The 23,831-nt window shown below is 40.1% G+C and carries 18 protein-coding genes and 1 pseudogene; 14 read left to right on the forward strand and 5 right to left on the reverse strand.

Annotation, left to right across the window (positions count from 1 at the left end; genetic code table 11):
* The first annotated feature begins 7 nt into the window (after nucleotides 1-7).
* Nucleotides 8-361 (forward strand): nitrite reductase small subunit NirD, encoded by a 354-nt coding sequence (gene nirD / locus MJB10_RS06700; protein WP_314802817.1) that lies wholly within the window; start codon nucleotides 8-10, stop codon nucleotides 359-361.
* Between the two features lie 36 nt (nucleotides 362-397).
* Nucleotides 398-2,515, forward strand: a complete 2,118-nt coding sequence (locus MJB10_RS06705) for a molybdopterin oxidoreductase family protein (protein ID WP_314802819.1) — start codon at nucleotides 398-400, stop codon at nucleotides 2,513-2,515.
* Between the two features lie 110 nt (nucleotides 2,516-2,625).
* On the opposite strand, the gene MJB10_RS06710 is transcribed toward MJB10_RS06705, so the two are convergent.
* The 3 genes and pseudogenes from MJB10_RS06710 to MJB10_RS06720 all read right to left on the reverse strand — a co-directional run.
* A complete protein-coding gene (locus MJB10_RS06710) occupies nucleotides 2,626-4,149 on the reverse strand; it encodes a leucine-rich repeat domain-containing protein (RefSeq protein ID WP_314802821.1) in 1,524 nt (507 codons plus the stop codon).
* A gap of 21 nt (nucleotides 4,150-4,170) precedes the next feature.
* Entirely contained in the window at nucleotides 4,171-5,253 is a 1,083-nt protein-coding gene (locus tag MJB10_RS06715; RefSeq protein ID WP_314802823.1) for a lamin tail domain-containing protein, read from the reverse strand.
* Between the two features lie 230 nt (nucleotides 5,254-5,483).
* A pseudogene (locus tag MJB10_RS06720) lies at nucleotides 5,484-5,573 on the reverse strand (helix-turn-helix domain-containing protein); the annotation flags it as partial.
* Between the two features lie 135 nt (nucleotides 5,574-5,708).
* Here MJB10_RS06720 and MJB10_RS06725 point away from each other — a divergent pair.
* From MJB10_RS06725 to MJB10_RS06760, 8 genes are all read left to right on the forward strand, one after another.
* The gene (locus MJB10_RS06725) at nucleotides 5,709-6,410 is read left to right on the forward strand and encodes a hypothetical protein (protein ID WP_314802825.1); all 702 of its coding nucleotides are present in this window, start codon (nucleotides 5,709-5,711) and stop codon (nucleotides 6,408-6,410) included.
* 119 nt (nucleotides 6,411-6,529) lie between these two features.
* The gene (locus MJB10_RS06730) at nucleotides 6,530-7,954 is read left to right on the forward strand and encodes an ABC-three component system protein (protein ID WP_314802827.1); all 1,425 of its coding nucleotides are present in this window, start codon (nucleotides 6,530-6,532) and stop codon (nucleotides 7,952-7,954) included.
* Nucleotides 7,954-8,679, forward strand: coding sequence for an ABC-three component system middle component 1 (locus tag MJB10_RS06735; protein WP_314802828.1), 726 nt, complete (start codon nucleotides 7,954-7,956; stop codon nucleotides 8,677-8,679). The genes MJB10_RS06730 and MJB10_RS06735 overlap by 1 nt, the downstream gene beginning before the upstream one ends.
* On the forward strand, nucleotides 8,680-11,064 hold the full coding sequence (locus MJB10_RS06740; protein ID WP_314802830.1) for an ATP-binding protein: 2,385 nt from the start codon (nucleotides 8,680-8,682) through the stop codon (nucleotides 11,062-11,064). It begins immediately after the preceding gene.
* A 184-nt stretch (nucleotides 11,065-11,248) separates the two neighbouring features.
* Complete coding sequence (locus MJB10_RS06745) at nucleotides 11,249-12,553, forward strand: competence protein CoiA family protein (protein ID WP_314802832.1); 1,305 nt, start codon at nucleotides 11,249-11,251, stop codon at nucleotides 12,551-12,553.
* Between the two features lie 19 nt (nucleotides 12,554-12,572).
* On the forward strand, nucleotides 12,573-13,754 hold the full coding sequence (locus tag MJB10_RS06750) for a phospholipase D family protein (protein ID WP_314802834.1): 1,182 nt from the start codon (nucleotides 12,573-12,575) through the stop codon (nucleotides 13,752-13,754).
* Between the two features lie 228 nt (nucleotides 13,755-13,982).
* Nucleotides 13,983-16,928 carry an AAA domain-containing protein gene (locus tag MJB10_RS06755; RefSeq protein WP_314802837.1) on the forward strand — a complete coding sequence of 982 codons (2,946 nt, stop codon included), beginning with the start codon at nucleotides 13,983-13,985 and terminating at the stop codon, nucleotides 16,926-16,928.
* Between the two features lie 125 nt (nucleotides 16,929-17,053).
* Nucleotides 17,054-18,151, forward strand: coding sequence for an AAA domain-containing protein (locus MJB10_RS06760; RefSeq protein WP_314802839.1), 1,098 nt, complete (start codon nucleotides 17,054-17,056; stop codon nucleotides 18,149-18,151).
* A 148-nt stretch (nucleotides 18,152-18,299) separates the two neighbouring features.
* Here the strand turns inward: MJB10_RS06760 and MJB10_RS06765 are convergent, their stop codons facing one another.
* On the reverse strand, nucleotides 18,300-18,521 hold the full coding sequence (locus MJB10_RS06765) for a helix-turn-helix domain-containing protein (protein WP_028556998.1): 222 nt from the start codon (nucleotides 18,519-18,521) through the stop codon (nucleotides 18,300-18,302).
* A gap of 198 nt (nucleotides 18,522-18,719) precedes the next feature.
* Between MJB10_RS06765 and MJB10_RS06770 the strand changes: the two genes are divergently transcribed.
* Genes MJB10_RS06770 through MJB10_RS06780 form a run of 3 tightly spaced genes read left to right on the forward strand, consistent with a single transcriptional unit; the run spans nucleotide 18,720 to nucleotide 21,148 of the window.
* On the forward strand, nucleotides 18,720-19,394 hold the full coding sequence (locus MJB10_RS06770; protein ID WP_314802846.1) for a DUF6483 family protein: 675 nt from the start codon (nucleotides 18,720-18,722) through the stop codon (nucleotides 19,392-19,394).
* Nucleotides 19,395-19,432: 38 nt separating this feature from the next.
* A complete protein-coding gene (locus tag MJB10_RS06775) occupies nucleotides 19,433-20,164 on the forward strand; it encodes a class I SAM-dependent methyltransferase (RefSeq protein WP_314802849.1) in 732 nt (243 codons plus the stop codon).
* A 9-nt stretch (nucleotides 20,165-20,173) separates the two neighbouring features.
* Nucleotides 20,174-21,148, forward strand: a complete 975-nt coding sequence (locus tag MJB10_RS06780; RefSeq protein ID WP_314802851.1) for an MBL fold metallo-hydrolase — start codon at nucleotides 20,174-20,176, stop codon at nucleotides 21,146-21,148.
* A 326-nt stretch (nucleotides 21,149-21,474) separates the two neighbouring features.
* On the opposite strand, the gene MJB10_RS06785 is transcribed toward MJB10_RS06780, so the two are convergent.
* On the reverse strand, nucleotides 21,475-22,437 hold the full coding sequence (locus MJB10_RS06785) for a phosphatidylglycerophosphatase A family protein (RefSeq protein ID WP_314802853.1): 963 nt from the start codon (nucleotides 22,435-22,437) through the stop codon (nucleotides 21,475-21,477).
* A gap of 212 nt (nucleotides 22,438-22,649) precedes the next feature.
* Here MJB10_RS06785 and MJB10_RS06790 point away from each other — a divergent pair, with 212 nt between their 5' ends.
* A complete protein-coding gene (locus MJB10_RS06790) occupies nucleotides 22,650-23,687 on the forward strand; it encodes a GerMN domain-containing protein (protein WP_314802856.1) in 1,038 nt (345 codons plus the stop codon).
* Nucleotides 23,688-23,831 lie beyond the last annotated feature (144 nt).

Genomic DNA, 23,831 nt, shown 5'->3' on the forward strand with positions numbered 1-23,831 from the left:
AGAGACGATGAAAACACAAGCGGAGCAAGTGGTATGGGTGCAAGCTGTATCTTATGAGGATCTTGCTTTTAATACAGGGAAAACGATACGATATCAGGATGAAGAAGTGGCTTTGTTCAAATTAAGAAGCGGAAAGCTGCAAGCCATTCAGAATCGCTGTCCACACAAAGAGGGTGTACTGGCCGAAGGAATCGTCTGTGACGACCACGTCTTTTGTCCGATGCATGATCGCAAAATTCACTTGCCGTCTGGACTTGTGCAGGCGCCGGATACGGGTTGTGTCAAAACGTATCATACGAGAGTGGATGACGAGGGCACGATCTACATCGGGTTTCCTACAAGTGAAGAAATGGCTTGCTAATTTTTCTATAGCGATAGAATCGTATAACTTGCGGGGGTGGGTGCGTTGAAATCAGCATTGTTGACGGTATCGAAGGAACAGCCCTCCTCCCATTGTTGCTTTTGCAGTATGCAGTGTGGGTTGGAGATCCTGCCAAGTGAGAAGACAGAGGGTCTCACGATTAAGCCGAGCGGGATTTTTCCGGTGGCAACAGGCCGGTTATGTCAAAAAGGGTTAAATGCGCTGGAACACGTGCTTCATAAAGAGCGCATCCTTGAACCGCTTCATCGCGCGGTAGCCAGGGCTGGACAGTGGCAGCCGATTTCTTGGGAAGAAGCTTATTCTGGCATTGCGGATAAAATAAAAAGCTTGCAGGAACAATACGGACGCGATGCGATCGGCGTTTACGGCGGCGGTTCCTTAACGAACGAAGTCAGTTATTTGCTTGGTAAATTTACACGTGTTGCGCTGAGATCGAAGTATATCGATTACAACGGAAGGTATTGCATGTCATCCGCAGCGGCTGCTAGCAATCAAGCATTCGGGATTGATCGCGGCATGACCATGCCTTTATCCGAAATTCCGCATGCGAAATATATCATTCTAGCAGGCACGAATATTGCAGAATGCCAGCCAACGATGATGCCTTATTTATTAGAAGCGAAGAAAAACGGCGCCGTCATTGTAACCATCGATCCTCGAAATACGATGACCTCCAAAGTAGCAGATATTCACGTTCGTCTGCAGCCGGGATTCGATTCCGTCTTCATTAATGGTCTACTTCATGTGATGATTTCGGAAAAACTGGTTGATGAGCGCTTCATTCAATCGCGTACTTCAGGCTTTGAAGGAGTCAAAGAAGCGGTTCAATCATTCACGCCTGATCGGGTTGAGCATATGACAGGCATCCTTGAGGCGGTGATTCGTACCATCGCACGTGGCTACGCCAAGGCAGAGACGGGCATCGTACTCACGGCACGAGGGCTTGAACAGCAAGTGAATGGTGTGGAAAACACCCTCAATTATATTAATTTGGCGCTGGTTACTGGCAAAATAGGGCGTAAAGGCTGCGGTTACGGTGCTGTAACCGGTCAAGCCAACGGCCAGGGCGGTCGAGAACACGGTCAGAAAGCGGACCAACTCCCCGGTTATAGACTGATCGAAGATCCTGCTGCGCGCGAGCACGTGGCCAAAGTATGGGGCATCGATCCAGTTGAACTGCCTGGTAAAGGTGTTTCTGCCTATGAGTTGCTGCAGAAAATCGATGAAGGCGAGATTAAGGCGTTAATCGTGCTGGGCTCCAATCCCCTCGTTTCGAGTCCAAATAACCGCATGGTGGAGCGTGCGCTGCAAAAGCTGGACCTCCTCGTCGTTGCGGATATGTTCGAAACCGAAACCGCCCGCCATGCGCATTATATCTTGCCTAGCTCGTCGTTTACCGAGGCGGAAGGGACCATGACAAACCTTGAAGGTCGTGTTTTTCACCGCAGGCAAGCTATGGAACTGCCGGGTAAATGTAAACTTGACTTTCATATTATTTCGGAATTGGCAGATGCACTAGGGCGTGGTCACTATTTTCAATATGCGGGTATTGAAGCGGTGTTCCGTGAACTGGCGGCGGCCACTGCTGGCGGCAAGGCGGATTACAGCGGGATTACGTATGAGCGTCTGCAAGACGAGAAGGGGATTTTTTGGCCGTGCCCCTCGGCGGATCATCCAGGCACACCGCAATTATTTCAAGATCGTTTCTATCATGGGGATGGGAAAGCGAAGTTATTCGGGATTCAGCCGAAGATGCCAGCGGAGCCCATCGATGCGGAGTATCCGTTTGTTTTGACGACAGGACGGCTAGGCAACCATTATCTAAGCGGAGCCCAAACCCGTCGGACCGAGGCGCTTTTTAAAAAGGCACCCGTTCCGGTTGCCGAAATTCACCCCTCCTTAGCGAAGCGAATTGGGTTAAGTGTAGAAAAAAAGATCCGAATCACTAGCCGTCGCGGCTCCTTGATCTTCCAAGTCAAAGTCACCGATGGCATCCAACCGCGCACCGTCTTCGTCCCCTTCCATTGGGGAGATGAGCACTCCATCAATGTGCTGACGAATGACGCGTTGGATCCAACGAGCCGTATGCCCGAGTTCAAAATCTGCGCTGTGAAGATTGAGCGCGTGGAATAAGCAAATCCCCCTAGCTGAGGTTTCGGCTGGGGGGATTTTTGGTATGGGAGCATCCTAGAGGAACGCTGGAGTGATGTAAAACATGCTTACAGAATCCGCAAAACAAAACTTTATTTACTGTTAATCAAAACTCTCTGACTAGTCTCGTCCCAATTTACATCTGCACCAATTGCCTCGCTAACAAATCTGATGGGTACATATGTAATATTACTAATAAGTGTAGGTGCCACATCCATAGTAGCGGCATTATCATTTATTTTTGATTCTTTTGAATCAATTTGGATCGTAACTTTATTCAACCCTTTTTGAGCTGTAATTTCATAATTATTTGGGTCCCAAGTTACAGTTGCACCAAGCATTTCAAATATTTCACGTAATGAGATCAAGATGCGTCCATCTTGTTGGAAAATTCTATTTTCTACTTGTTTTTCTTGCCCATTTAGATATACGTAAATGCAATCAAATGAGCAATGTTTATAATAAAGATCACCGCTTTTAACAATTGTTCCATGTTGCTTTATTTTTTCAATTGATGAGATCGATTCTTCATTCAGTGGATTAGCAGATAGATCGACTTCACTTAAATATTGCGTGTACTCAAGTGGTTGGATGTCGTTAATATTATTTTTTGAAAGTAATACATGTTGGAGTCTATTCATTTGAGCTAGTGGTTTTATATCTTGAATTCTATTCTCTCTTAAATCAACTGTTCTAAAATTAGTTTCTTTTAATGGGGAAATGTCTTGAATTAAATTCTTGCTCATGTACAAGCCCGCGATACTTTTTAGGTTTTTAAGTGGCGTGATGTCTTCGATTCTATTGTCAGCTAGCTCCAGTAAAGTAAGTTTATTCAAATTTGCTAGTGGACTAATATCCTTAATTTGGTTCCCAGCAATTCTTAAGTTACCTAGCTCTTTCATTGTTGCTAACGGTGCAAGGTTTTCTAATTTATTATTATTCATTTGAATAGAAAAGATTTGTGAATTGGCTAAAGGCGAAATATCATGAATTTGATTGTTGTTGGCCATTAATAAATTTATTTTTTTCATCGTTTGAGTAGCAGAGATATCCGAGATTTGATTTTCTTCAATGTTCAAAAAAGTTAGTTTGGTCAGACTGGATATGCTGTCGATACTTTTAATTTGATTATGGTTGATGCTTAATTGCTCTAAATTTGGAAAGTTAGATAGCACACTTATATCATTAATTTGATTGTGATCCAAACTAAGATTAGTCAAGTTGGGTAATGATTCGAGTGCACGAATATCATTAAGTTTATTACTACCTAAACTCAATTTCGTTAGCTTAGGAAGATTTGCAATAGGCGAGACATCACTTATATTGTTATTTGAAAAATAAAGACTGTATAGGTTTTTCGCATATTCAAGTCCTTTCAAGCTACTAACGGTACTCCCTTTTCTCGTCTGATATAACGTGTCCAGATTGTCCAAATCGTCTTTCGTAATTTCCCCGCTGTACTTTTGCAATACATCTCTAATAGCTATTTCGAGGTTATGATCTTGAATTAATGATCCTGAAGCTTTTACTGAATTGTCATAATTCAACGTAAAAATTAATAACAAAAAACAAAGTAATAAGACTTTAGCTCGAAATAAAATGAGTAGTTTTTTCATGAGTAGACTCCTTCCGCAAGTTTACTTATACTCGCTAATTAACTTACCAGCAGCGTCATAGAGCTGTGCAGTATCCTCAGACTGATCGCTCCATATCTCATTCGTCGACCATACGAAACTACGTGCATATTCTCTGAAATCAGATGTTCTGCCAATAGCACCGTCACTGCCGCTTGTAAGAAAGATATAACTGTCGGGTCCAAGTGTTATATTGTCCTTGAAGGTGTAAGCCTCTTGGCCGTTTGTACTGAGAACTCTCCAACCTTTTAGATCAATTGTTTTCTGGCTCGTGTTTTTGATTGCAACATATTCAGCGGTTCGATTGCGGGTGACAATGGATACGTCTGAAGGTGCGGTTGCAGGCAGATTTGTAGTGACAGTAGTTTTGGCGGCAGTTAATTGTGGATCAGCAAAAATCATATTAATTAAACTTTTACGATTCGAATTAAAGTTAATTTTTAATTCTTGGACCCCGGTGAGGTCGACATCGACTTGTTTAGGGGCTTGATCTGCAAAGATGCCAGAAATAACGAGCAGTTCTTTGCCGTCACCTATGATTTTTAATGTTCCCTCGGCAGTGCCACTCAAGGTACTTTCAGCAGCGCCAACAAGGCCAGTTAAGCGAGTGTATTTGCCAGAGATGTTGAAGGTAGCTGTTCCTCCAATTCGGTAATACGGCGGATACGGGTTGTTGTGCAAATACAAACCTAGACCTGTCGTGTACGACTTGCCATTAATGGTGAAGGTTTTGCTTTTAGCCGTGTTATAGCCGCCAGCGTTCCAACTATTGATCGCGAGCGAGCTCGCCTCGTCCTGCTTGCTCACACTCAAGTCAGTCAAGCTTGTACCGTTTGAATCTTTAGTCGCAAGCGATTCTTGTTTTGGTTGCTGTCCAATCCAAACCGTCTCCGTCTCACTTTGCCAAGAAACTTCTTTCCCCAGTGCTTCTCCAATAAATCGCAGCGGCACATAGGTAGTTCCGTCGTAAATGAAGCCTTTCGAGCCAGAAGGTTTTTTCTCTACACCATCAAACATGTAACGTAAATTTTTGAAATAGACATCAATCTTTGTGTTTTCTGCGGCATACACGGCAGTAGCACCCATTAGTAGTAATGTGGTACATACGCCTAAAATAAATCCTCTGATACTTGCACACTTATTTTTGTTCAATTCTTTTCTGCCTCTCCCTGTATTATCCAAATCAACCAATATGGTATCAGTAATCATTCCGTAAGTAAATCGTTTTCTACTTACGAACAAGCGAAAACACAAAAGCCCCCGAATCCCTCTGAGAGGGGCGGTGGCTTACATGGATCCCTTTGCTGGTGACGGAATCAGATCTTTAATTCCCCAAGCTTAATCAGTTCTACAACCGCTTGTGAACGACCCTTGACATTTAACTTTTGCATGACATTCGCAATGTGTTTTGAAAAACAAATATGTGTAGTAAATGAAGGCCGCTCCTTGCGTGAGGAGCGATCATTTATGTTTAATACACTTCTAAAGGCTTTATTACTTCATAACTTATCATAAAGGGTTCATTTTAATCTCAATAATTTATGGGAATAATGTTGTTAATAAATGGTAAAGAAGGGATTGTCGTGTTGACTTATTATCAAAAGACGATACTTGCCTCTCTAATTGATTACTCATACCGAGCTGTTGAAGAACTTAAAGAGAAATACGATGTTCATCTCCTCATACGATGGAGGAGGTTGATCAAAAGGATAGAAACTAACTTTGAACTACCATTATTCTATGCAACATATTGGGATATGTCATTCAAAGATCCCCTCTGTGATAAACACGAGGAACCAGAGGTGTTAGAGGACTTGCAAAGATTCGAACTACTCAGGGAATTAATTGAGTTCTCTAAAGTGTTAGTGAAAACTGTAAGAATGAGCGACAACATGTATGATTTGAAATATGCTGTTTTTCGGTTGGTAAACGAAACACTAATTCACCAATTTGGATTGGACTACCGCAGGTACTGTAGTCAGAATCCTTTACCAATTAATATCCATTTCTTTTTAATTTCTAATGGACTACATCAAGTGCATTTGGATGATAAAGACACTATCTGGGTATTCCCTCACAATGTTAAAGAAAATGAGACATTCTATACATCGGGTATTTTTGTACACGAGGCAGAAGGATTATGTTATTTGGGGGGAGAACGGCTATTGAGCCGAATTCTTGACTATTACCGCCTCAGTATGCATGAGGTAGTACAATTTCATAAGAAGCGTAAATCGAGATAATGCCATGGGCATAGCCGCCTGTAGGCATTTTTTTTATTTAAATCGCGGAAAATGCAGGAAAAAACTAGAAAAAGTCGAATAATTTTAGCTTATTATGATATAAGGCAAAGGGTGTTGAAATGACTACTACAGGGACTATTGAATTTACCCCATACCACAGTGCAATCCCGAGCTGGAGCGGCTATCAATATCAAGGTAAAGTTGCACTCAATGTTGTTCTTGATTACATACTCAAAATTAGCCCAGCTGATTATGATAATTACCAGCTTGAGCTGGAATGGTATGAAGATTTTTGTATTTTGAATGGAGGGGATTACGTATCCATTCATCAGGTGAAGTCGTACAAGGCTCATACTCTAAGTGAATACAAAGATGCCATTTGGAATTTACTAGGAAAAACACTTCTTAACTCATGTGATGAGTGTTATCTTCATTCAACAACAGAGATCGAGTCGGAAGAGTCGATCAAGAAAAGATTATTAAAACTAGACCCACCTCCGACTCCAAAGGAACCCAAAGACCCACCGAAAAGTCCGAAAATTAAAAATTATTCACCCTGGCATTACTTCAACATGGTAACGTCATCTGGGGCGTATGAAGAATCTTTTGCAAAATTCTCAAAATATACATACTCGGCTTCAAAAAGTTATTGTCCTCTATCCGAATTGGAAAGTGAAATATTTGATCGTTTAAAACAATATTACGGTAAAAAGGGCAGTCATTACACACAACTACAGCTGGATGTGGTTTACCATTACCTCTTAGGTGAAGTTGATAAAAATATCACTCGCAGGCACATAAAAGAGCAAAGCGAAAGCGAAGATGGAGATGTACAGATTCCTGATCGGATAAGTTTTAGAAAAATTATTGAAGTGCTTGAATGTAATTGGGAAGAACCATCAGAGGAGTATGTGATACTTCAACTTAGAAGAGAATTTCATAGTATTTGCGATAAGTTGTCTGAGGAGCTCCTTCTAAATATGAAGGAGGATCAGGATATGAGTGGACTTGAAGATTTGTATAAAGTAGAAGAATATATTCGTACAATTGGGTCTCTAAATAACCATGAATTTTTCACTTTTTGCCAAATGGTTACTCCTCATATTCATATCAATAAAGCTAATGATGAAGCATACAGAAAGCTTGTTCCAGAATCAGGAATAGTGGTTCTTGTAACTGCTTTTTATGAGATTAAACAAAAAATGAACTCGAATGAGTACAAATATATTGTACAAGATCAATCGAAAAATACAGTTTATTTACCAACAACTCTTAAACTTGATGTAGGAAAAATTAGAAGAAATGAAGATAGGTTGAAGTCAGCAATTGCAAGTGAAATTTTGAGTAACGCTGCAATTCGAAATAATTTATATGAGATTGAAGTCATGATAACTGAAAATTTTAATTCAGAATCGCTCGTTCAAGCCGCTAATAAATTTACAGATATTGATGATGATGCTGATGCCAAAAGTGATGATAAGATTACGAAAATAAAAAGGATTCGTTTAATTGACATTAACACTGCAAAAGGGGAACTGAACTAATGTTAAGGTTAATCAAAAGAATATTCGAGGAAAATAACTACCAAATTCGCTTATTAGAGCCAGAAGAAACGATAATTCTTGCTTCAGATTCTACAAGAGCAAGTTATTATTTAACAATATTTTTAGATAGCACTGAGTTTGATAAGACCAGCGTCGAACAGTTAAACGACTATTACGGTATTGTTAAGGGGTTAGAAGAAGGTTATGAACCCCAAATGGATAAAAATCTTTCAATGTTGATTTGTGTGAAAAGAACTCAATCTGGGGTAGACACTGCGGAGAATAAAAGAATATTTGATATTGAAGAAGATCCTTATCTTTTTAAGAAGTACGTTTTGACATACACTGATCACCAACTGGATATGGCACTCCAAAAAACAGATGATCATGGTGTAATGTCGTACCTACATTCACTCCTAAATGACGAAATTGCATTTCAGGAACATAAGCAATCACCGAATAGTGAATCAGAATATAATTTAGTAAGTAAGCTATTTATCAAGTTGCCATTTCTCGATTTAACAAAGAGGAATAGAGAAATCTCAAGTTTAAAGGATACGATAACGAGATCTCTTAGTCCCGAATTGCTCCAATTACGCAATGATTTGCTCAAGCTGAACATCATTACCGTTGAAGATGCTGAGGGCGATATAGTGCATCAATCTGCTGATGCAGAGACGTTACGAACAAGGCTTTTGGAATACATAGGAATGGGTGTTGAATAAATGACAAACTACACTATTGATAAGGTTCTTATAGAAAATTTTAAAGGGATCGATCACCTTCTTCTGGATTGGAGCAATGGTCAATTAATTGTGCTAGATGGACCAAATGGTTTCGGAAAAACAACTATTTTTGATGCAATTGAATTGGCTTTAACGGGCAAGATTGATAGAATTAAAAAACCTCAGGATGCTCGTGTGGCTTATAGTGATGTTCTATTTAGTAACAATCCATCAAAAAACGTCTTAATTAAAGTGCAGCTAACCACCAATACAGGGGAAAAAGGAACAATAGTTAAATCACTCCCTACAAGCAAAAGACTAACGGGGGTTGATAAGCAGCCAGGAAAGTGGGAAATATTTGATACATACCTCCTTGAAACATTCGATAGCTCTCTTACTAATGATACAAAGTCAACTCAGAAAGAAGTAAGTGAAAAATTTGGAGTAGAAGAATTAGAACGCCTATATAGTCTTTTTTATTATATTCAGCAAGAAGAAAACACCTCGTTTTTAAAGAGGCCTGGGAAAGAAAGGATGGCGGAAATAAGCCGTCTATTCGACACGAAGGATGAAGTTGAGGAGAAGAAATATTTTGAAGGATTAGTTAAGTTTATTGATCAGGAAAAGAAATTAAAGTCAACTGAAATTAACAATATTAAAATTCGCTTGGAATCTTACAAAAATCATGATGGAGTCTTAAATCAAGATGTCACTGAGTACGAATTATTGTTGGGGTACATTACCGATAAATTATGGGATCGGGAAAATCTTACTGTAAACAACAAGGAAATGCGCGATAAGTTTATTGCTGAATTACTTTCGATTGAGGACTTTATTATCCATTTTGAGCAATTTAAATTGGCTAACTTCAATCAAAGGTTAAACAAGTATGCTGATAATAAGATCCTGCTACAATCAACTATAACCGCCGCGTCTTTTCTTGATAGATATCAGGAAATAAAGAACATGTTTGAAAAACAGAAAAAGCTACAGCGTTATTTGATGCAATTGAAGGATTATCAAAAAAGTATGTTCTCTATTAATTATGATGAGTTACATAGTGAAGTTGAGTTTGACTTAATAACGGTAAAACAAAAAGTCGAGACAATAAGGAGTCAAGGACAAAACGTTTCCATGTTATCAAGTATTGTAAGTGAACTAAATCAAACGAGGGACAAGCTTTTAGAAAAATTGAATGATTTCCATACTCATCAAGGGAAATCAAAAGAAGACTGTCCTTTTTGTGGTTATGATTGGGGAGACCATGAGAGGTTACTTATTGAATTCCAAGCCAAAAAGGAGTATTTTTCTTCTTTATATGATGATTCCACAAAAGTCCAGGAGCAAGAAATAAAGGATCTTTTTCAAGTTCATTTCTCTGCTATCATTCAATGGCTAGAGGGATACCTTTCAAATCCAGAGAACTCAGTAAGTGAAGCATTTTACACGCAATTAGAAAACGGATATCGGTATGAGAAAGAAATAGCTCTTTTTTTGGACTTCTGTGCACTGAACAACATCGATCTTTCGACACACACTAACAATCAATTTAATATTCCTCTGGAGAATTTGGAGTTTGCAGTTGAAAATTTTTCAAACCAACTTCGTGGTAGAAAGTATGTCATTGAAGAAGGATATGCTGAGTTCGATGAAAAGTTCTTAACTTTTCAAACATTATTTCAAGAGAACTTTAATGGGCTTGAGGCTAACGTAGCAAAAGTAAATGTCGAGGCAGTTGAACGTAAAAAACGTTACATTGATTATCAATTTTTCAATCAGAATGAAGCGAAAAAAGTAGAGGATGAAACGCTGCTTTACAAAATCAATGAAGATTTTGTTAAACTAACTAAACAATCGGAACAACTTAAACAGATAATTGAAACCTACGACTCCTCCATAAAAAAACATTGGAAGAAGATAATGGTGGATATTGAGGTCCCGTTCTATATCTACAGTGGAAAAATAATGCAGAATTATCAAAGGGGATTAGGTTTATTTATTAAGGAGAAGGTTGAAGCGGAAAGTATAGTTTTTGTTTCAGACAATGCTTCGGATCATGATGCGTTAAATTTTTTGAGCTCAGGTCAGCTATCGGCACTTGTCATATCTTTCACTCTATCCCTAAACAAAGTTTATGGAAATAAAGATCTAGGTGTTTTATTAATTGATGACCCTGTTCAGTCCATGGATGAAATTAATATGGCCTCTCTAACAGAACTTCTTAGAAATGACTTTCAGCATAAGCAAATTATTATATCTACTCATGAAGACTATGTATCGAGATACTTGCAATACAAGTTCAGTAAATATGGGTTTCAGACTCTCAGTTTTAATATGAGGGAAGAATCACATCTCAAAATCTTGAATCAAGGGTATACTGGATAAAGTTTTAGTATTGATGAATCCATATTTCTAAAAAGTTCTCCAACCAATTGCTGAGAAGTATTTCATGTACAAGGCATATTCAAAATTTTAAACCTACAACACGATGCTGAGGGTTTCTTTTTTTAAAATTCAATTTACTATCTGCTATGAGCAAGTACGGAATTTGGATGTGGGGGGCCCCTTTATGGATATTGCTAAGTACGAAGGTAAGCAAATGAATATTATTTCTGAGATAAGTAAATATAGTGATGCGATGAAAGAATCTATCATTGACAAGTTGCGTAAGATCGCTGAAAAAGGTGCAATGACATGCCCATTCTGTGATGAAAAACTTATTCTTAGAGCTGGTGATATACGCGGCGTCCATTTCGCTCATATCCGTGGAAAGACTTGTTTAGAATCAAGTGCTTATGACACATATTCCAATCAAGTAAAACGTGAAAGTCAGAAACATTCGGTTATCAAAGAGCTTATTTATGATGAACTCAAAACGCAAGAAAAGATAAAACCTGACTTAAAAGTAGAGTATGGGTATAAAGAAAAAGCAAAAGAAAATTGGAAGTATTACCCTGATATCTATTTGAATAAAAATGGTAAGGAGTATGCAGTTTCAATCGTTACAAATGTATACAAAATAGGTGACGAAAATGTTGTGAAAGTGATTGAAAAGCGAAATAAATATTTTACTAATAAAGGTTTAGAAATTGTATGGTTTATTGAAGATCGAGAGCTTGCCGATGATCTTTCAAATCGGGTGATCCATTTGTGGGAAGCTGAACGGAATTTAACGGTAAAGACCAATGCAGACACTCAATGGGACCAGTTCTTACTAAATCTAATTATGAATTACTCAGCGTATGATTTGTTTGAAGTATTAAACTATCACAAACGATCATCTCTAAGTATTGATGTACGAAGTTTGTATTATGTGCATTCTGTTGGTGAAGAGATTACGTTCTCTGTATACAGACTTATACTTGATGAGGCTAAAGCTCCTTTTAGGGCATTTGCAGTTAACGAAGGTTATAAAATGAACATTTCAAAAGCTTTGCTTATTCAGGATGCCATTCAATTAAGTGATCATGAACATGATAGTAAGGATAAGGAGTTATTTAGAAATAAGTTCATTTCGAACTTAAAAGATTTTGAACTTAAACGGCAGCAAGAGGAGGACAAAGAGACTAAGTATGTTCCTTATCAAGATTACATTAATATCCAAAGAGAACAAGCAACCGAACAGATCAAGAATGAAGTTGAATATTGGGTAAGTAATGATTTCGATGTTGTTGAGCATAAATATAAACTTGAGCGATTTACCATTAATTCTGGTGAAGCTAAAAATTTATTTTTCTTCTTAAAGAGGTATCGAAATGATTTAAATGATTACGGATTCAATGTATTAATGTTTAAAAAATTAGCAAGACAAGCACTTGGAGCTATTTCGGAGGCACCTACGAGAGAGTGGTTAGTCGAGATTGATGAGTTGTAAAAATTCAAATTGAGGAAGGGTGATTAATATTTCGATAAGTTTAATTACTGTTGATTTATTTGACCAATTCAATGAATTGCTATCAGCTACAGAGCATGAAATTAATATCATTTCTCCCTTTATAGGGCTACAAACAGCAACGATCTTAGCAGAATGGTTAAACAAAAACCAAAAAGTAACATGCAATTTAATTACACGCTTTTATCGAGAAGAGTTTATCGAGCAGGTAAGTAGTGTATATGGCTTAGAAAAACTACTCCAGGCAGGTGCTAATATCTATGCTGTGATTGATTTACATTCAAAATTATATATTTTTGATTCTCATTCTTCTATATTAGGGTCAGCAAATTTTACCCACGGTGGATTTTTTTCTAATCATGAGATCTCCGTGCTGTTCAATGACGAACCAGATATATCGGCTAGATGTATCGAATGTTGTAATGATTTATTAAGCAGACTTCAAGGAGTCAAGGATGCAATTGTAACGCAAGAATGGATTGATGAAGAAAAGGAGAATATTAGAAAAACTGCTCCTTTGAGAAAAGATAAAACTGTGCAATATTCAAATGGGTTTAGAAGAGGTGTTGTCCTTAGTAAAATTGTTAAGCAGGATCAATTTGAAGATTTACTCAACTTCTCGAATAATCAACCTCTTTCAGGAACCTGGCTCAAGTTTGAAGGGACAGGAGATGATCGAATTGCAAATAATATTAATTATCTAGAAATGAAAGGAGAACGAAAAAGAGATTTAAATCAATCCTTTTTTCCATTAAGACCGAGTGGAATTCAAAAGGGTGACACTCTTTTTTTGACTCTTGTTAGCTATGATGAAAAGAATGTACCAACTCCTTTAATTGTTGGTTATACAGAGACAAATGGTTACGATTCTAGGAACACTGCAAATCCATCCGATATTAAGAAAATGCCGTGGAAGGAACGCTTTCCACACTATATTGAATTCTCAAAAGGAAAAGCAATCAATGCACCTATAAAACATGGTATTAGACTTGTTTATCTTTACAATACTTTAGGGAAAAAGACGTATCCGAGTTTACAAAATAAAAATAATGTTAGTTTGAAAACACTACATAGCATGCATTTTAGGCGATCTCATATTAGAATCACAAAGGAAGCAAGTGATTACTTAACAAATGAATTAAATAAATTATTTTCTAAACATGGCTACATTGTCCTAGGTTAGAAAAAAGAATACTGACCGCCAGTGGTCAGTATTTTATTTTGAATAGAATTTGATATGTTTCAAAATAACTGCAAACAGACAAATAGTATCTCATTCAACTAGTCTAATCACATCTTGTAACCACTTTATTCTGTAAAATTATACGATTCATTATTTGGTGGAAAGTGTTATTATTGGAGTAGGCAAAAAAGCCTAATTTTCCTTTTAATTGAAGGTAGGAGTCTGATTATGAAAGAGCTACTTACACTTTATCGAGATCGACTTACCGATCTTACTGCAAACAATAAAAGTTTGAAATTAATGAGACTTACCAATAAGAATCATTTCGATATAAGTAGTTTATCCACCATAGAACTTGGGCTTGATAATAATATTTTAGAACAAGTAGTTACCCTTCAAGAACAGATTCCCATTATTCCTCAAAACAGTCTCGTAGAGGATGCGATTATAGCTAATCGCAAATTGCTTGCTCTAAAGCGAGAAGTTGATCTTGTTGAACAAGAGACGGGGAATAACCCTTTTTACATAGCCTATGGTTTTTTGGAAGGCTTTTTAGTCCCAGACTTTTTCATTCGATGTCCAATTCTTTTCTTCCCTGGTCGGCTAATTAAAACAAACATAAAGAATAAGCCTTATTGGGCATTGGAAGTTGGCGAAGAATCAACACCATTTATCAATAGAACATTCATTATGGCTATTCAGAAGTATGTTGGAGGAGACATAAGCACATCCATTCAAGATGCGTTAAATGAACTTCCAAGGGACGTCAGCAGGATTATTCCATTCTTATATGAATTGTTGAGGAAGCATGAGATATCTTTAACAGTTGATAACTCAAAAGCAATTGTTCCATTTAAAGGAATGAAAAAAGAGAATATCCCTGAGGGGAAAAAGGGATTTACTTTGTATCCATATGTTATTATGGGGAAGTTTCAACAATCAACAAGTACACTTTTAAATGACTACAATGCATTATTAGAGGAAATGCCCGAAAGTGGTTATCTTAATGATTTACTTGAAGGATCAGAAAAGGATGAAAATGCTTTTGATGAAATAGATACAGATGAACTAAATCGAGTCCATCCCTCAGAAAACTTTTTTGTTCTAGATACAGATGCAAGTCAAGAAGCTGTAGTTGTTGCAGCAAGAGAAAAAAAGGGCTTAATTGTTCATGGACCTCCAGGAACAGGTAAATCACAGGTAATTGTAAATTTAATTGTTGATCGAATGGCTCGAGGACAAAGAGTGTTATTAGTTTGCCAAAAGCCAGCAGCGCTTGATGTTGTATATAATAGACTAGGACAAATAAACCTTCAAAACCATGTTGCTTTAGTTCATGATTTCAATAAAAATAAGCTGGATGTTTATTCAAAAATAGCTTCAGTTATTGATCGCAGTTCACCTAAGCAAGGTCAAGATTATAATCGTATATCGAATGAGAAGCATGCCTTGGCAGAGAAACTAAATCAGATTGCTCACTCTCTTCACAAAGAAAGAACTTTTGGAAGAAGTCTCTTTTATTTATACAGTAATGCCAAATGGGATCAGGATAAAATCATTGAAGTCGAAGATTTACTAAAAAATCTTACATTTGGTGAGTTACAAGTGCAACTCGTTGATATTAAAACAATTATAGAATTAATGTACAAATATGATCATGCTAATTATCCATGGAGTAAGAGGAAGAGTTTTGCTTCTTTTTCAGTAAAGCAGCATCTTGAACTAAAAAATATACTTGAGACTTTATCGGTGGATACTAAAAAGGCATTTGAATTAAAAAAGGATCTGAATCTATTATTCGAACCCGTATACTACTTGGAGAATGTGCAGGCATTACATGATTTAGAACAAGCATTGGAATCTTTAAGAAATAGAGCCCTTTACAGGCATGTAATACAATTTTTTGTAGATGATGAACGAGAATACGAAAACGAGGATCATCTTGATAAAGTTAGAAAAAGCTATGCTTCTGTGAATAAACAAATTAATTTTCTAAATAACAGAACTGAGCCTGAAACAAACTTATCAATTGAAGAAGCAGAAAAGTGGAATACAAAAATTAACTCTTTCGAGGAATTGAATAAGAAATTAACCCGATTCTTCAATACAACTTGGTACAGTCTAAAAAAAGAGCTTCAAGAACACTGCAAGAAAATTGGAATTAGTTTTGATGGGAATTCAGTACGAGAATATCGGGAACGTATTGAAACTTTCTTGTATTTTGAAAAATTAAGAAAAGAATCGATTGGATCACATTTCTTTTCGGACGCTCCTACTGAGAATAACATTGATGCTTGGAAAAAGTGGATTAGGCTCAAGGAACAAGCGTTGCAATTCCTTCATGCTTTTGTTCATGCGCAAGTAGCATTTCCTAAATGGCTAAAGAATCCAGATACTAATCATGTTTTAGATGAGTTTTCCAATACGGTATTTGCGGATGAGTTGAATAAACTTATCAACCTAGCCAATATTACTCGTGAACTTAACGTCACCATACAAAAACTAAATACATATTTACAGGACGAGAAAGTTAAACTCCTTTTGAATCAAATGAATAGTGGCAATTACAATATCCCCTATGTAGACGGATTACTTCATACATTGGATGATTTCAGCAGTTTATGTCGTCTTGATCAAATGAAAATGGAAATGGGAAGCCTTAAGAAGTTACTTATAGAAAGATGTAACAAAAAAACGCCGTTAGAAAAAACTGCAAATGTAGTTGATCAATGGTTAGTATTGATTGAAAACAGTTTTTTGCACGCTTGGATTTTGCAAATCGAAACTAATGAACCTCATGTGAAAGATGTATCTACTGAATTATATCAAAAGCATTTAGAGCGCTTTTCCTCTCTATTGTCAGATCGTCGTAAAGCAGTCCCACCGTTAGTCGATGGTAAACTAGCTAGCCAAGCATTAGATGTTCAAGGAAGTACGCGGCAGAAGTTGAAACATGAGTCAAATAAGAAACGTAAACTTCTACCGTTACGACAAGTAGTGGGACACTTTTATGATGATCTTTTAAAGCTTGTCCCATGTTGGCTTTGTACTCCAGAAGCGGTTAGTGCAATATTTCCAATGCATCAAGATATGTTTGATTTAGTTATTTTTGATGAAGCCTCCCAATGCCCTGTTGAAAATGCTATTCCAGCTATATATCGTGGAAACAACTAGTCATCGCTGGAGACGAAAAGCAACTTCCACCTAGCTCCTTTTTTCAATCTTCTACTGATGATGAAGAGGACGAAGACGAAGATAACATTAGTTACGTTGATAAAACAGATAAGCAGGCAAAAAGCTTGTTAGAATGGGCTAAACCTAAATTCCCTGACAAGTGGTTAACTTGGCATTATCGTTCGAAGTTTGAAGAGTTAATCAATTTCTCAAATTATGCTTTTTACGATAAGAGAGTACAAATTGCTCCTTCAGTATCTAAGGGAAGTGCAGCAAAGCCTTTTGAATTTATTTCAGTTGAAGGACGTTGGGAAAATCAATCTAATCGAGTTGAAGCAGAGAAAACGGTTGATATAGTCTTGGATATTCTTGTGAAAGATGTCAGCAAACCAACACTTGGAATCATCACTTTCAACAAGAAGCAAGCTGACCTTATCAATGATGTTTTGGAAGAAAGGATAGCAAGTAATCCCGAAGTTCAAATATTAATTGAAGCAGCAAAAAAACGCAAAAATGGGGAAGAGAATGTCGGTCTTTTTGTTAAAAATATTGAAAATGTCCAGGGGGATGAACGAGATGTAATTTTATTCTCTATTGGTTATGCAAAAGACATTTCAGGTAAAATGGTTAGTCAATTCGGACCATTAGCAAGAGATGGAGGAGAAAACCGTCTAAACGTTGCAATTTCCCGCGCTAAAATCAAAGTTTACATAGTATGCTCTTTTGAACCTAGCGAGTGGACAAGAGTTGAGACTTATGCAAAAGGTGTAAGATTATTTAAACGTTATCTGGAGTACGGTAAAGCTATTTCAGATGGTAACTTTGAACTTGCTCAATCGATCCTAAACGGTCTTATTGATGCGACTAACGTTCAAGAATATAATAACCAATTGATTTTCGATAGCGTGTTTGAGGAAGAGGTTTGCCAGGCATTGCGAGAATGTGGTTATGAAGTTCATACCCAAGTTGGCTTTTCAGGATATCGGATTGATTTAGCAATATTAGATTCTGTGACTAAAGAGAGATACCTTTTAGGTGTAGAATGTGATGGAGCAGCGTATCACTCCTCGAAAGTTGCTCGTGAAAGGGATTTGTACAGACAGAGGTTCCTAGAGAGTAAAGGCTGGAAAATACACAGGATATGGAGTCGTAATTGGTGGTTAGCTAGGAATAAGGAAATCGAGAAGATTCAAGCTCATATTACTCAATTATCTAATACTTAAAAGCTGCTTTTTACTTGAAGACTGGTATTGTATACAGTCTTTTTTCTTTTAAACGTAGCCTATCGTAGTTGCTTCACAAACACAAAAGCCCCCGAATCCCTCTGGAGAGGGGCGGTGGCTTACATGGATCCCTTTGCTGGTGACGGAATCAGATCTTTAATTCCCCAAGCTTAATCAATTCTACAACCGCTTGTGAACGACCCTTGACATTTAATTTCTGCATGACATTCGATATATGATTCCTTACAGTCTTCTCACTAATGAAAAGTTGCTGCGCGATATCTTTCGTCGTTTTGTCTTGCACTAGGAGTTCGAATACTTCGCGTTCGCGGTTCGTAAGTAAAAATTTGTTTTTGTGGTCGCTGCCCATGGATGTGTGTCACCCCTCCTTGCTCGGGTATTGGGAATTACAAGGTTAAGGGATACAGTCAAAATTAGTTTATGAAGGGCTGTTGTCAATGGTGCGGTATATATGGAAAAATAGGCGAATACACTTTTGAGTTTCCTACCCAAGCATGGTAAGCTGAAAGAAAGCGGTTGGGTTAAAGCTGAAAGGAGCCTACTCCTCATGTTCAGGCGTGATTATTTGATGCGGCAGATTGAGCAATTGACTGTAGTGCTGCACCGGATCCTTTTTCAAAAAGAACATCTCCCGATTGAAGATGCCCAGAGACAGTTGGATGAAGCGAGCCGACATCTATTAGGGCTGAATATCCGTTCCTTGCAAGCTTTGTCCAGCAAAGATATTGTGGAGCTGCTTACTTATCAAGGGAATCTCGATACGGCTAAAGCGCTGGTCATCAGCGATATGTTGGTCGGGCAAGGCGATTTGCTCCAGAAGCATGGGGAAAATGGGGAAGCCTACTGGGCGTACCTGAAATCCTTGGATCTCCTCTTGCATGTGTCTGTCCATGATGAGGTCGAACCTCACGAGGAAATCAATGAAGAGATCGACTCACGGTTGCGAACGAGCTTAGCGTATCTGCAAGGCTGGGCAATCCCAGCGGGGGTGCAGCGTCTCCTGTTTACACATTATGAGAAGATCGGGCAATATGCGAAGGCAGAAGATGCCTTGTTTCATTTTATGGAGGATCATCCAGATGAGAGGGATGTGCCGAGGCAAGGGCTGCTTTTTTATGAGAAGCTGTTACAGGTTGAGGATGAACAATTGATTGCTGGCAATTTTAGCAGGGAAGAAGTTATTGAGGGTCTAACCATCATGAAGCAGAAAATGCAATTATAGAGGTTCATCTATTTTATAAAACTGAAGGTGTGGAAGAAATGGCCTGGTATCAGGAAAGTTTTGGGAACGACTACTTGCTGGTCTATAAACATCGGGACCTTCAAGGTGCTTACCATGAAGTGAAGAAGATGGTGGATTGGCTGGGCTTAGCTCAGGGTGCTCGGATTTTGGACTTGTGCTGCGGGATGGGGCGTCATTCGATGGCGCTTGCCGAATTCGGGTTTGAGGTGACGGGGGTTGATTTGTCCTCGGTGCTATTAGAAGAAGCGGTGAAGCAGGATAGCGAAAAGCAAGTGACCTGGATACCAGGGGACATGCGCGAGGTGCCGTTAACCGAGCCTTTTGATGCGGTTGTAAATTTGTTTACGTCTTTCGGGTATTTTGACGAGGATGAGCAGAACGAGAGGGTCCTCCATGAAATGCATCGTTTGCTAAAAAGGAACGGCCGTTTTATTATCGATTTTCTTAATCCCGATTATGTAAAAGCGAATCTGGTTGCTCAATCCGAACGGATAGAGGATGATGTTACCATTCGTGAAATGCGCTCGATTGAAGATGGTTGTGTACGCAAGCGTATCGTCATTTCGGAACCCGCTCAACAAGATCGTCACTATTTGGAACAGGTGAAATTGTATGAGCGCCCGACATTTGAAGCGATGCTGCAACGTGCTGGGTTACGTATCGATCAAGTCTATGGCGATTATGAGGGGAATCCGTATGCGCAGGCATCTTCGAGTCGATTGATTTTTGTGGGGCATAAGGAAGGATGACAACAGGGAATGAACGTTGTAACGATACATACGGATGAAATAACGCAAGTCAAAGTACCGCTCCCTTTTCCGCTGCGCTGGGTGAATGCCTATCTGATCCGTGGCAGCCAAGGCTACACGGTCATCGATCCAGGGCTGCACACCCCTGAAGCGGAGGGTCTCTGGCTCCAGGTTTTGGCGGAGCAAGGGATTGCTTTCGAGCACGTGGAACAAATCGTGCTCACCCACCACCATCCCGACCATTACGGGATGGCCGGTTGGTTCCAGGAGCGCACGGGCGCGCCGGTTCTCCTCTCGGAGACCGGGTACGCGCAAGTGCAGCTCTTGTGGGGGGCGGAGCAGCCGATGTCAGCGCTGCTCCTGGAGCTCTTCGCCCGGCACGGCTTCCCCGAAGCCGGGCTGGACGAGATGACGAAGCACATGAGTGACTTCGTCCAGCTCGTTTCGCCGCAGCCGCAGGTCACGCTGCTGCGCGAAGGGCCTGTGCGCCTCGGCGACCGCGTCTACGAAGCCATCGAGACCCCTGGCCATGCCGCGGGGCATCTCGTCTTCTACGACGCTGAGGCGCAGGTGATCTTTTGCGGCGACCACGTTCTGCCGCAAATATCGCCGAACGTTTCCTTCCTCCCGGAGGTGGAAGAAAACCCGCTCGGCGCGTACTTGAGCAGCCTGCAGGAAATCGGCAGGCTGCAGGTTGCCATGGCGTACCCGGGACACCGGGAGCCATGGCAGGGCTTCAGCGCCCGCGCAGCGGAGCTGGTGAGCCATCACCATGAGCGGCTCGCGCTCATGGAAGGGCAGTTAAGCGCGCCGCAGAGCGCTTATGAGGTGTGCCGGGCGACGTTCGGCGACCGGCTGAGCGTGCACCAGCTGCGATTCGCGCTGTCGGAGACGATCGCGCATTTGATCCTGCTGGAAGCGGAAGGCCGCATCCGGCAGGTGGACCCGCAAGCGGAGCACGTGACCTACGTCGCGAATACATAGACAGAAACACCCCTTCAACGGATAGTCGTTGGAGGGGTGTTTGGTTTAGCAAGTTTGCGATTCAGAGTAGAGTAATCGAGTTAAGCAAAGACGACGGTGCTCCATATTGCAAAAACTACAACATTTTATCCTTTGTAAGGCACATCTCGCAATCCATGTTGTACGCAATACAACAATATTGGCGCTTTTACTAGTCCAACTCCACATTTCCAACGAAAATGCTGCACAAATACAACATCCACGCCAAAATAGCCTCATTTCAGCCCAGCATGTTGTACAATATACAACTTGCGGCCACTCCTGGTTTTCTCAATTCCCAACACCCATCACTTCACAGGTTTACTAAACGTCGGCGTATGATTATGCGCTAACCTTCCGCAAGCGGCTGCCACAATGCCGCAAACCATATCATCAATAAAAGTGTTGCATTTGCCATCTTCATGGTCGCTGTCGAGCCTATCGATAATTCCGATTTTCTCTTTATCCAAATAACCGAAGTTGGTGAGCGCAATCGTGCCGTACATGAGCGGGACAGCGGTTGCAATACTTTCATCGACTCCGAAGAGCCCTTCGTCTTTACCTACGATGTGATTATATTGAGGATTGAATTCCTTGGCTTCGACCGCTGTATCGATTTTGATGGCAAGTTGAAGGGCGTGAAACGTTTGTTGTTTACGCAGAACAGCTAGGATATTGTCCTCACAAATACTCCGCGGCATATCAGGATTATACGGACGTTGGAGCTGGTCAAGAATATCGACCATATCATCCAACAGTACGCCTCTGGCTTCTAACAATTGCAAGTTGCGCTTCGTATAGTCGATTTTGACACTATCTGAAATAATGACAGAGGCCGTTGATGCGACAATCGCGCAAATCCCCTTGGATATGAAGGATTTCGGGCGTTTGGTCGGAAAAAAGAACCGGAACTTGCAATCGATGAAGCCGAATAAGGAAATTGCGCCGCTTCCATACAAGCCACAGATTGACATGGCGATCGTACGATGCACATTGTAAGCAGGATCTTTCATGCTCGCTAGCAGCTCGACATCATGCTTCACTTTTTTCTGAAGTTCCATCAATGTAGACATGACATTGAAGGTTTCGGTTTTGCTTAGGACACCTAAGAGGGTGGTTGTGATCAATTCAGTTGGAATTTTTTTTATGCCTTTAATTTCAACGAGCAGCCTGGCAACGGCCTCTTCAATGACAGCTTGCGGATAATGGCTGAAAACCTCTTCGCGAAATTCGTTGAAAATCAGGGTCTTCTCTTTCAGAAATGTTCTCATCACAAGCACCTCCATGTGAAACTAAAGCTGATCTTCAGTATACCATATGAAAGAGGAATGACGAAGATGGAAGAACGTGGACGGCGGGGATCTATATTTTAAAAGGTGGACAAAAAGTAGTTATAAATCGGACCAAGCCCCGTATACATAGTAATACGAAAAAGCATCGTACAGGCCATGCCATTAGCCAAACTCGAGGGAGGAAATAAGCAATGAAACATCAACACTGGATTCGTTCAGCCGCTTTAGCTGGAGTGATTGTTCTGCTGACCACAGGATGTTCGATTTTGGGCACTGGAAAGAAGACGGACATCGATGCGCCTCCAACGACGGATGTTGACGCGAAGACGACTTCAGCTTCGGTTACCGTTGACATGTCCGATGAGATTACTTCACAGATGACCATTTTTGTGAAAGACGCCAAGGGCTTTGTGACGCCAGTAAGTATTGCCCTGCCCAAAACGGTTTCCGTAGCCAAAACAACACTGGAGTACATGGTAGACGGCGGACCAGAAACAAGCTTGCTGCCTGCTGGCTTCCAAGGACTGCTGCCTAAAGGCACGAAAGTTATCTCTCTGAATATTAAAGATAAGCAGGCGACGGTGGATTTCTCGAAAGAGTTCCTTACCTATGATGTGAAGGATGAGCGCAAGCTGCTCGAGGCGATCACGTGGAACCTGACGAATTTCCCTACCGTTGAGAAGGTACAACTGCGTGTAGACGGCAAGGATTTGAAAGAGATGCCGAAGGGCAAAACGCCGCTGGACACACCTTTAGCTCGCACCATGGGGATTAACTTGGAGAAGGCGGAGGATGCGGAATTTGGCCAGTCAACACCTGTAACGCTTTACTTCTTAAGTAAAAACGATCAAGACTACAAATATTATGTGCCTGTGACACGTCTTGTGAAACGAACAGAAAATATCGCGCAGACGGTCGTTGATCAATTGATCAAAGGGCCTGACCTCAAGAAGGGGCTTGGCGCCGTTTTCAATACGGGAACGGAAGTGAAGAGCATTAAGCCGACAGAAGGACTTATTACCGTAGACTTTTCCAATAAACTGCTAGGTGCGGATCAGAAAGCTTCCGGCGATGCGCTGCAATCGGTCATCTTGTCTTTGACAGAGAACACGGCTTACAAGCAAGTGCAGATTAAGGTGGATGGCGCTGTGAAAATAACGTCAACCGACAATCAAAACTATAGCAAGCCTGTGCTTCGTCCTTCCCACATTAACCCTTCGAAAATGTAACAGCTTAAGATACCCATGAAAGCTGCGTGATTGGTTCTCTGCTCGAGAAGGGGAATCATCACGCAGCTTTACTCATTTACGGCATCCCGCCTCAAGACTTGCAGATGAATGAAACTTAAATTAGTATTAGGTTTCCAAGATGTT

Origin of the sequence: Paenibacillus sp. MBLB1832, from assembly GCF_032271945.1 — a bacterium.
GTDB lineage: Bacteria > Bacillota > Bacilli > Paenibacillales > NBRC-103111 > Paenibacillus_E > Paenibacillus_E roseopurpureus.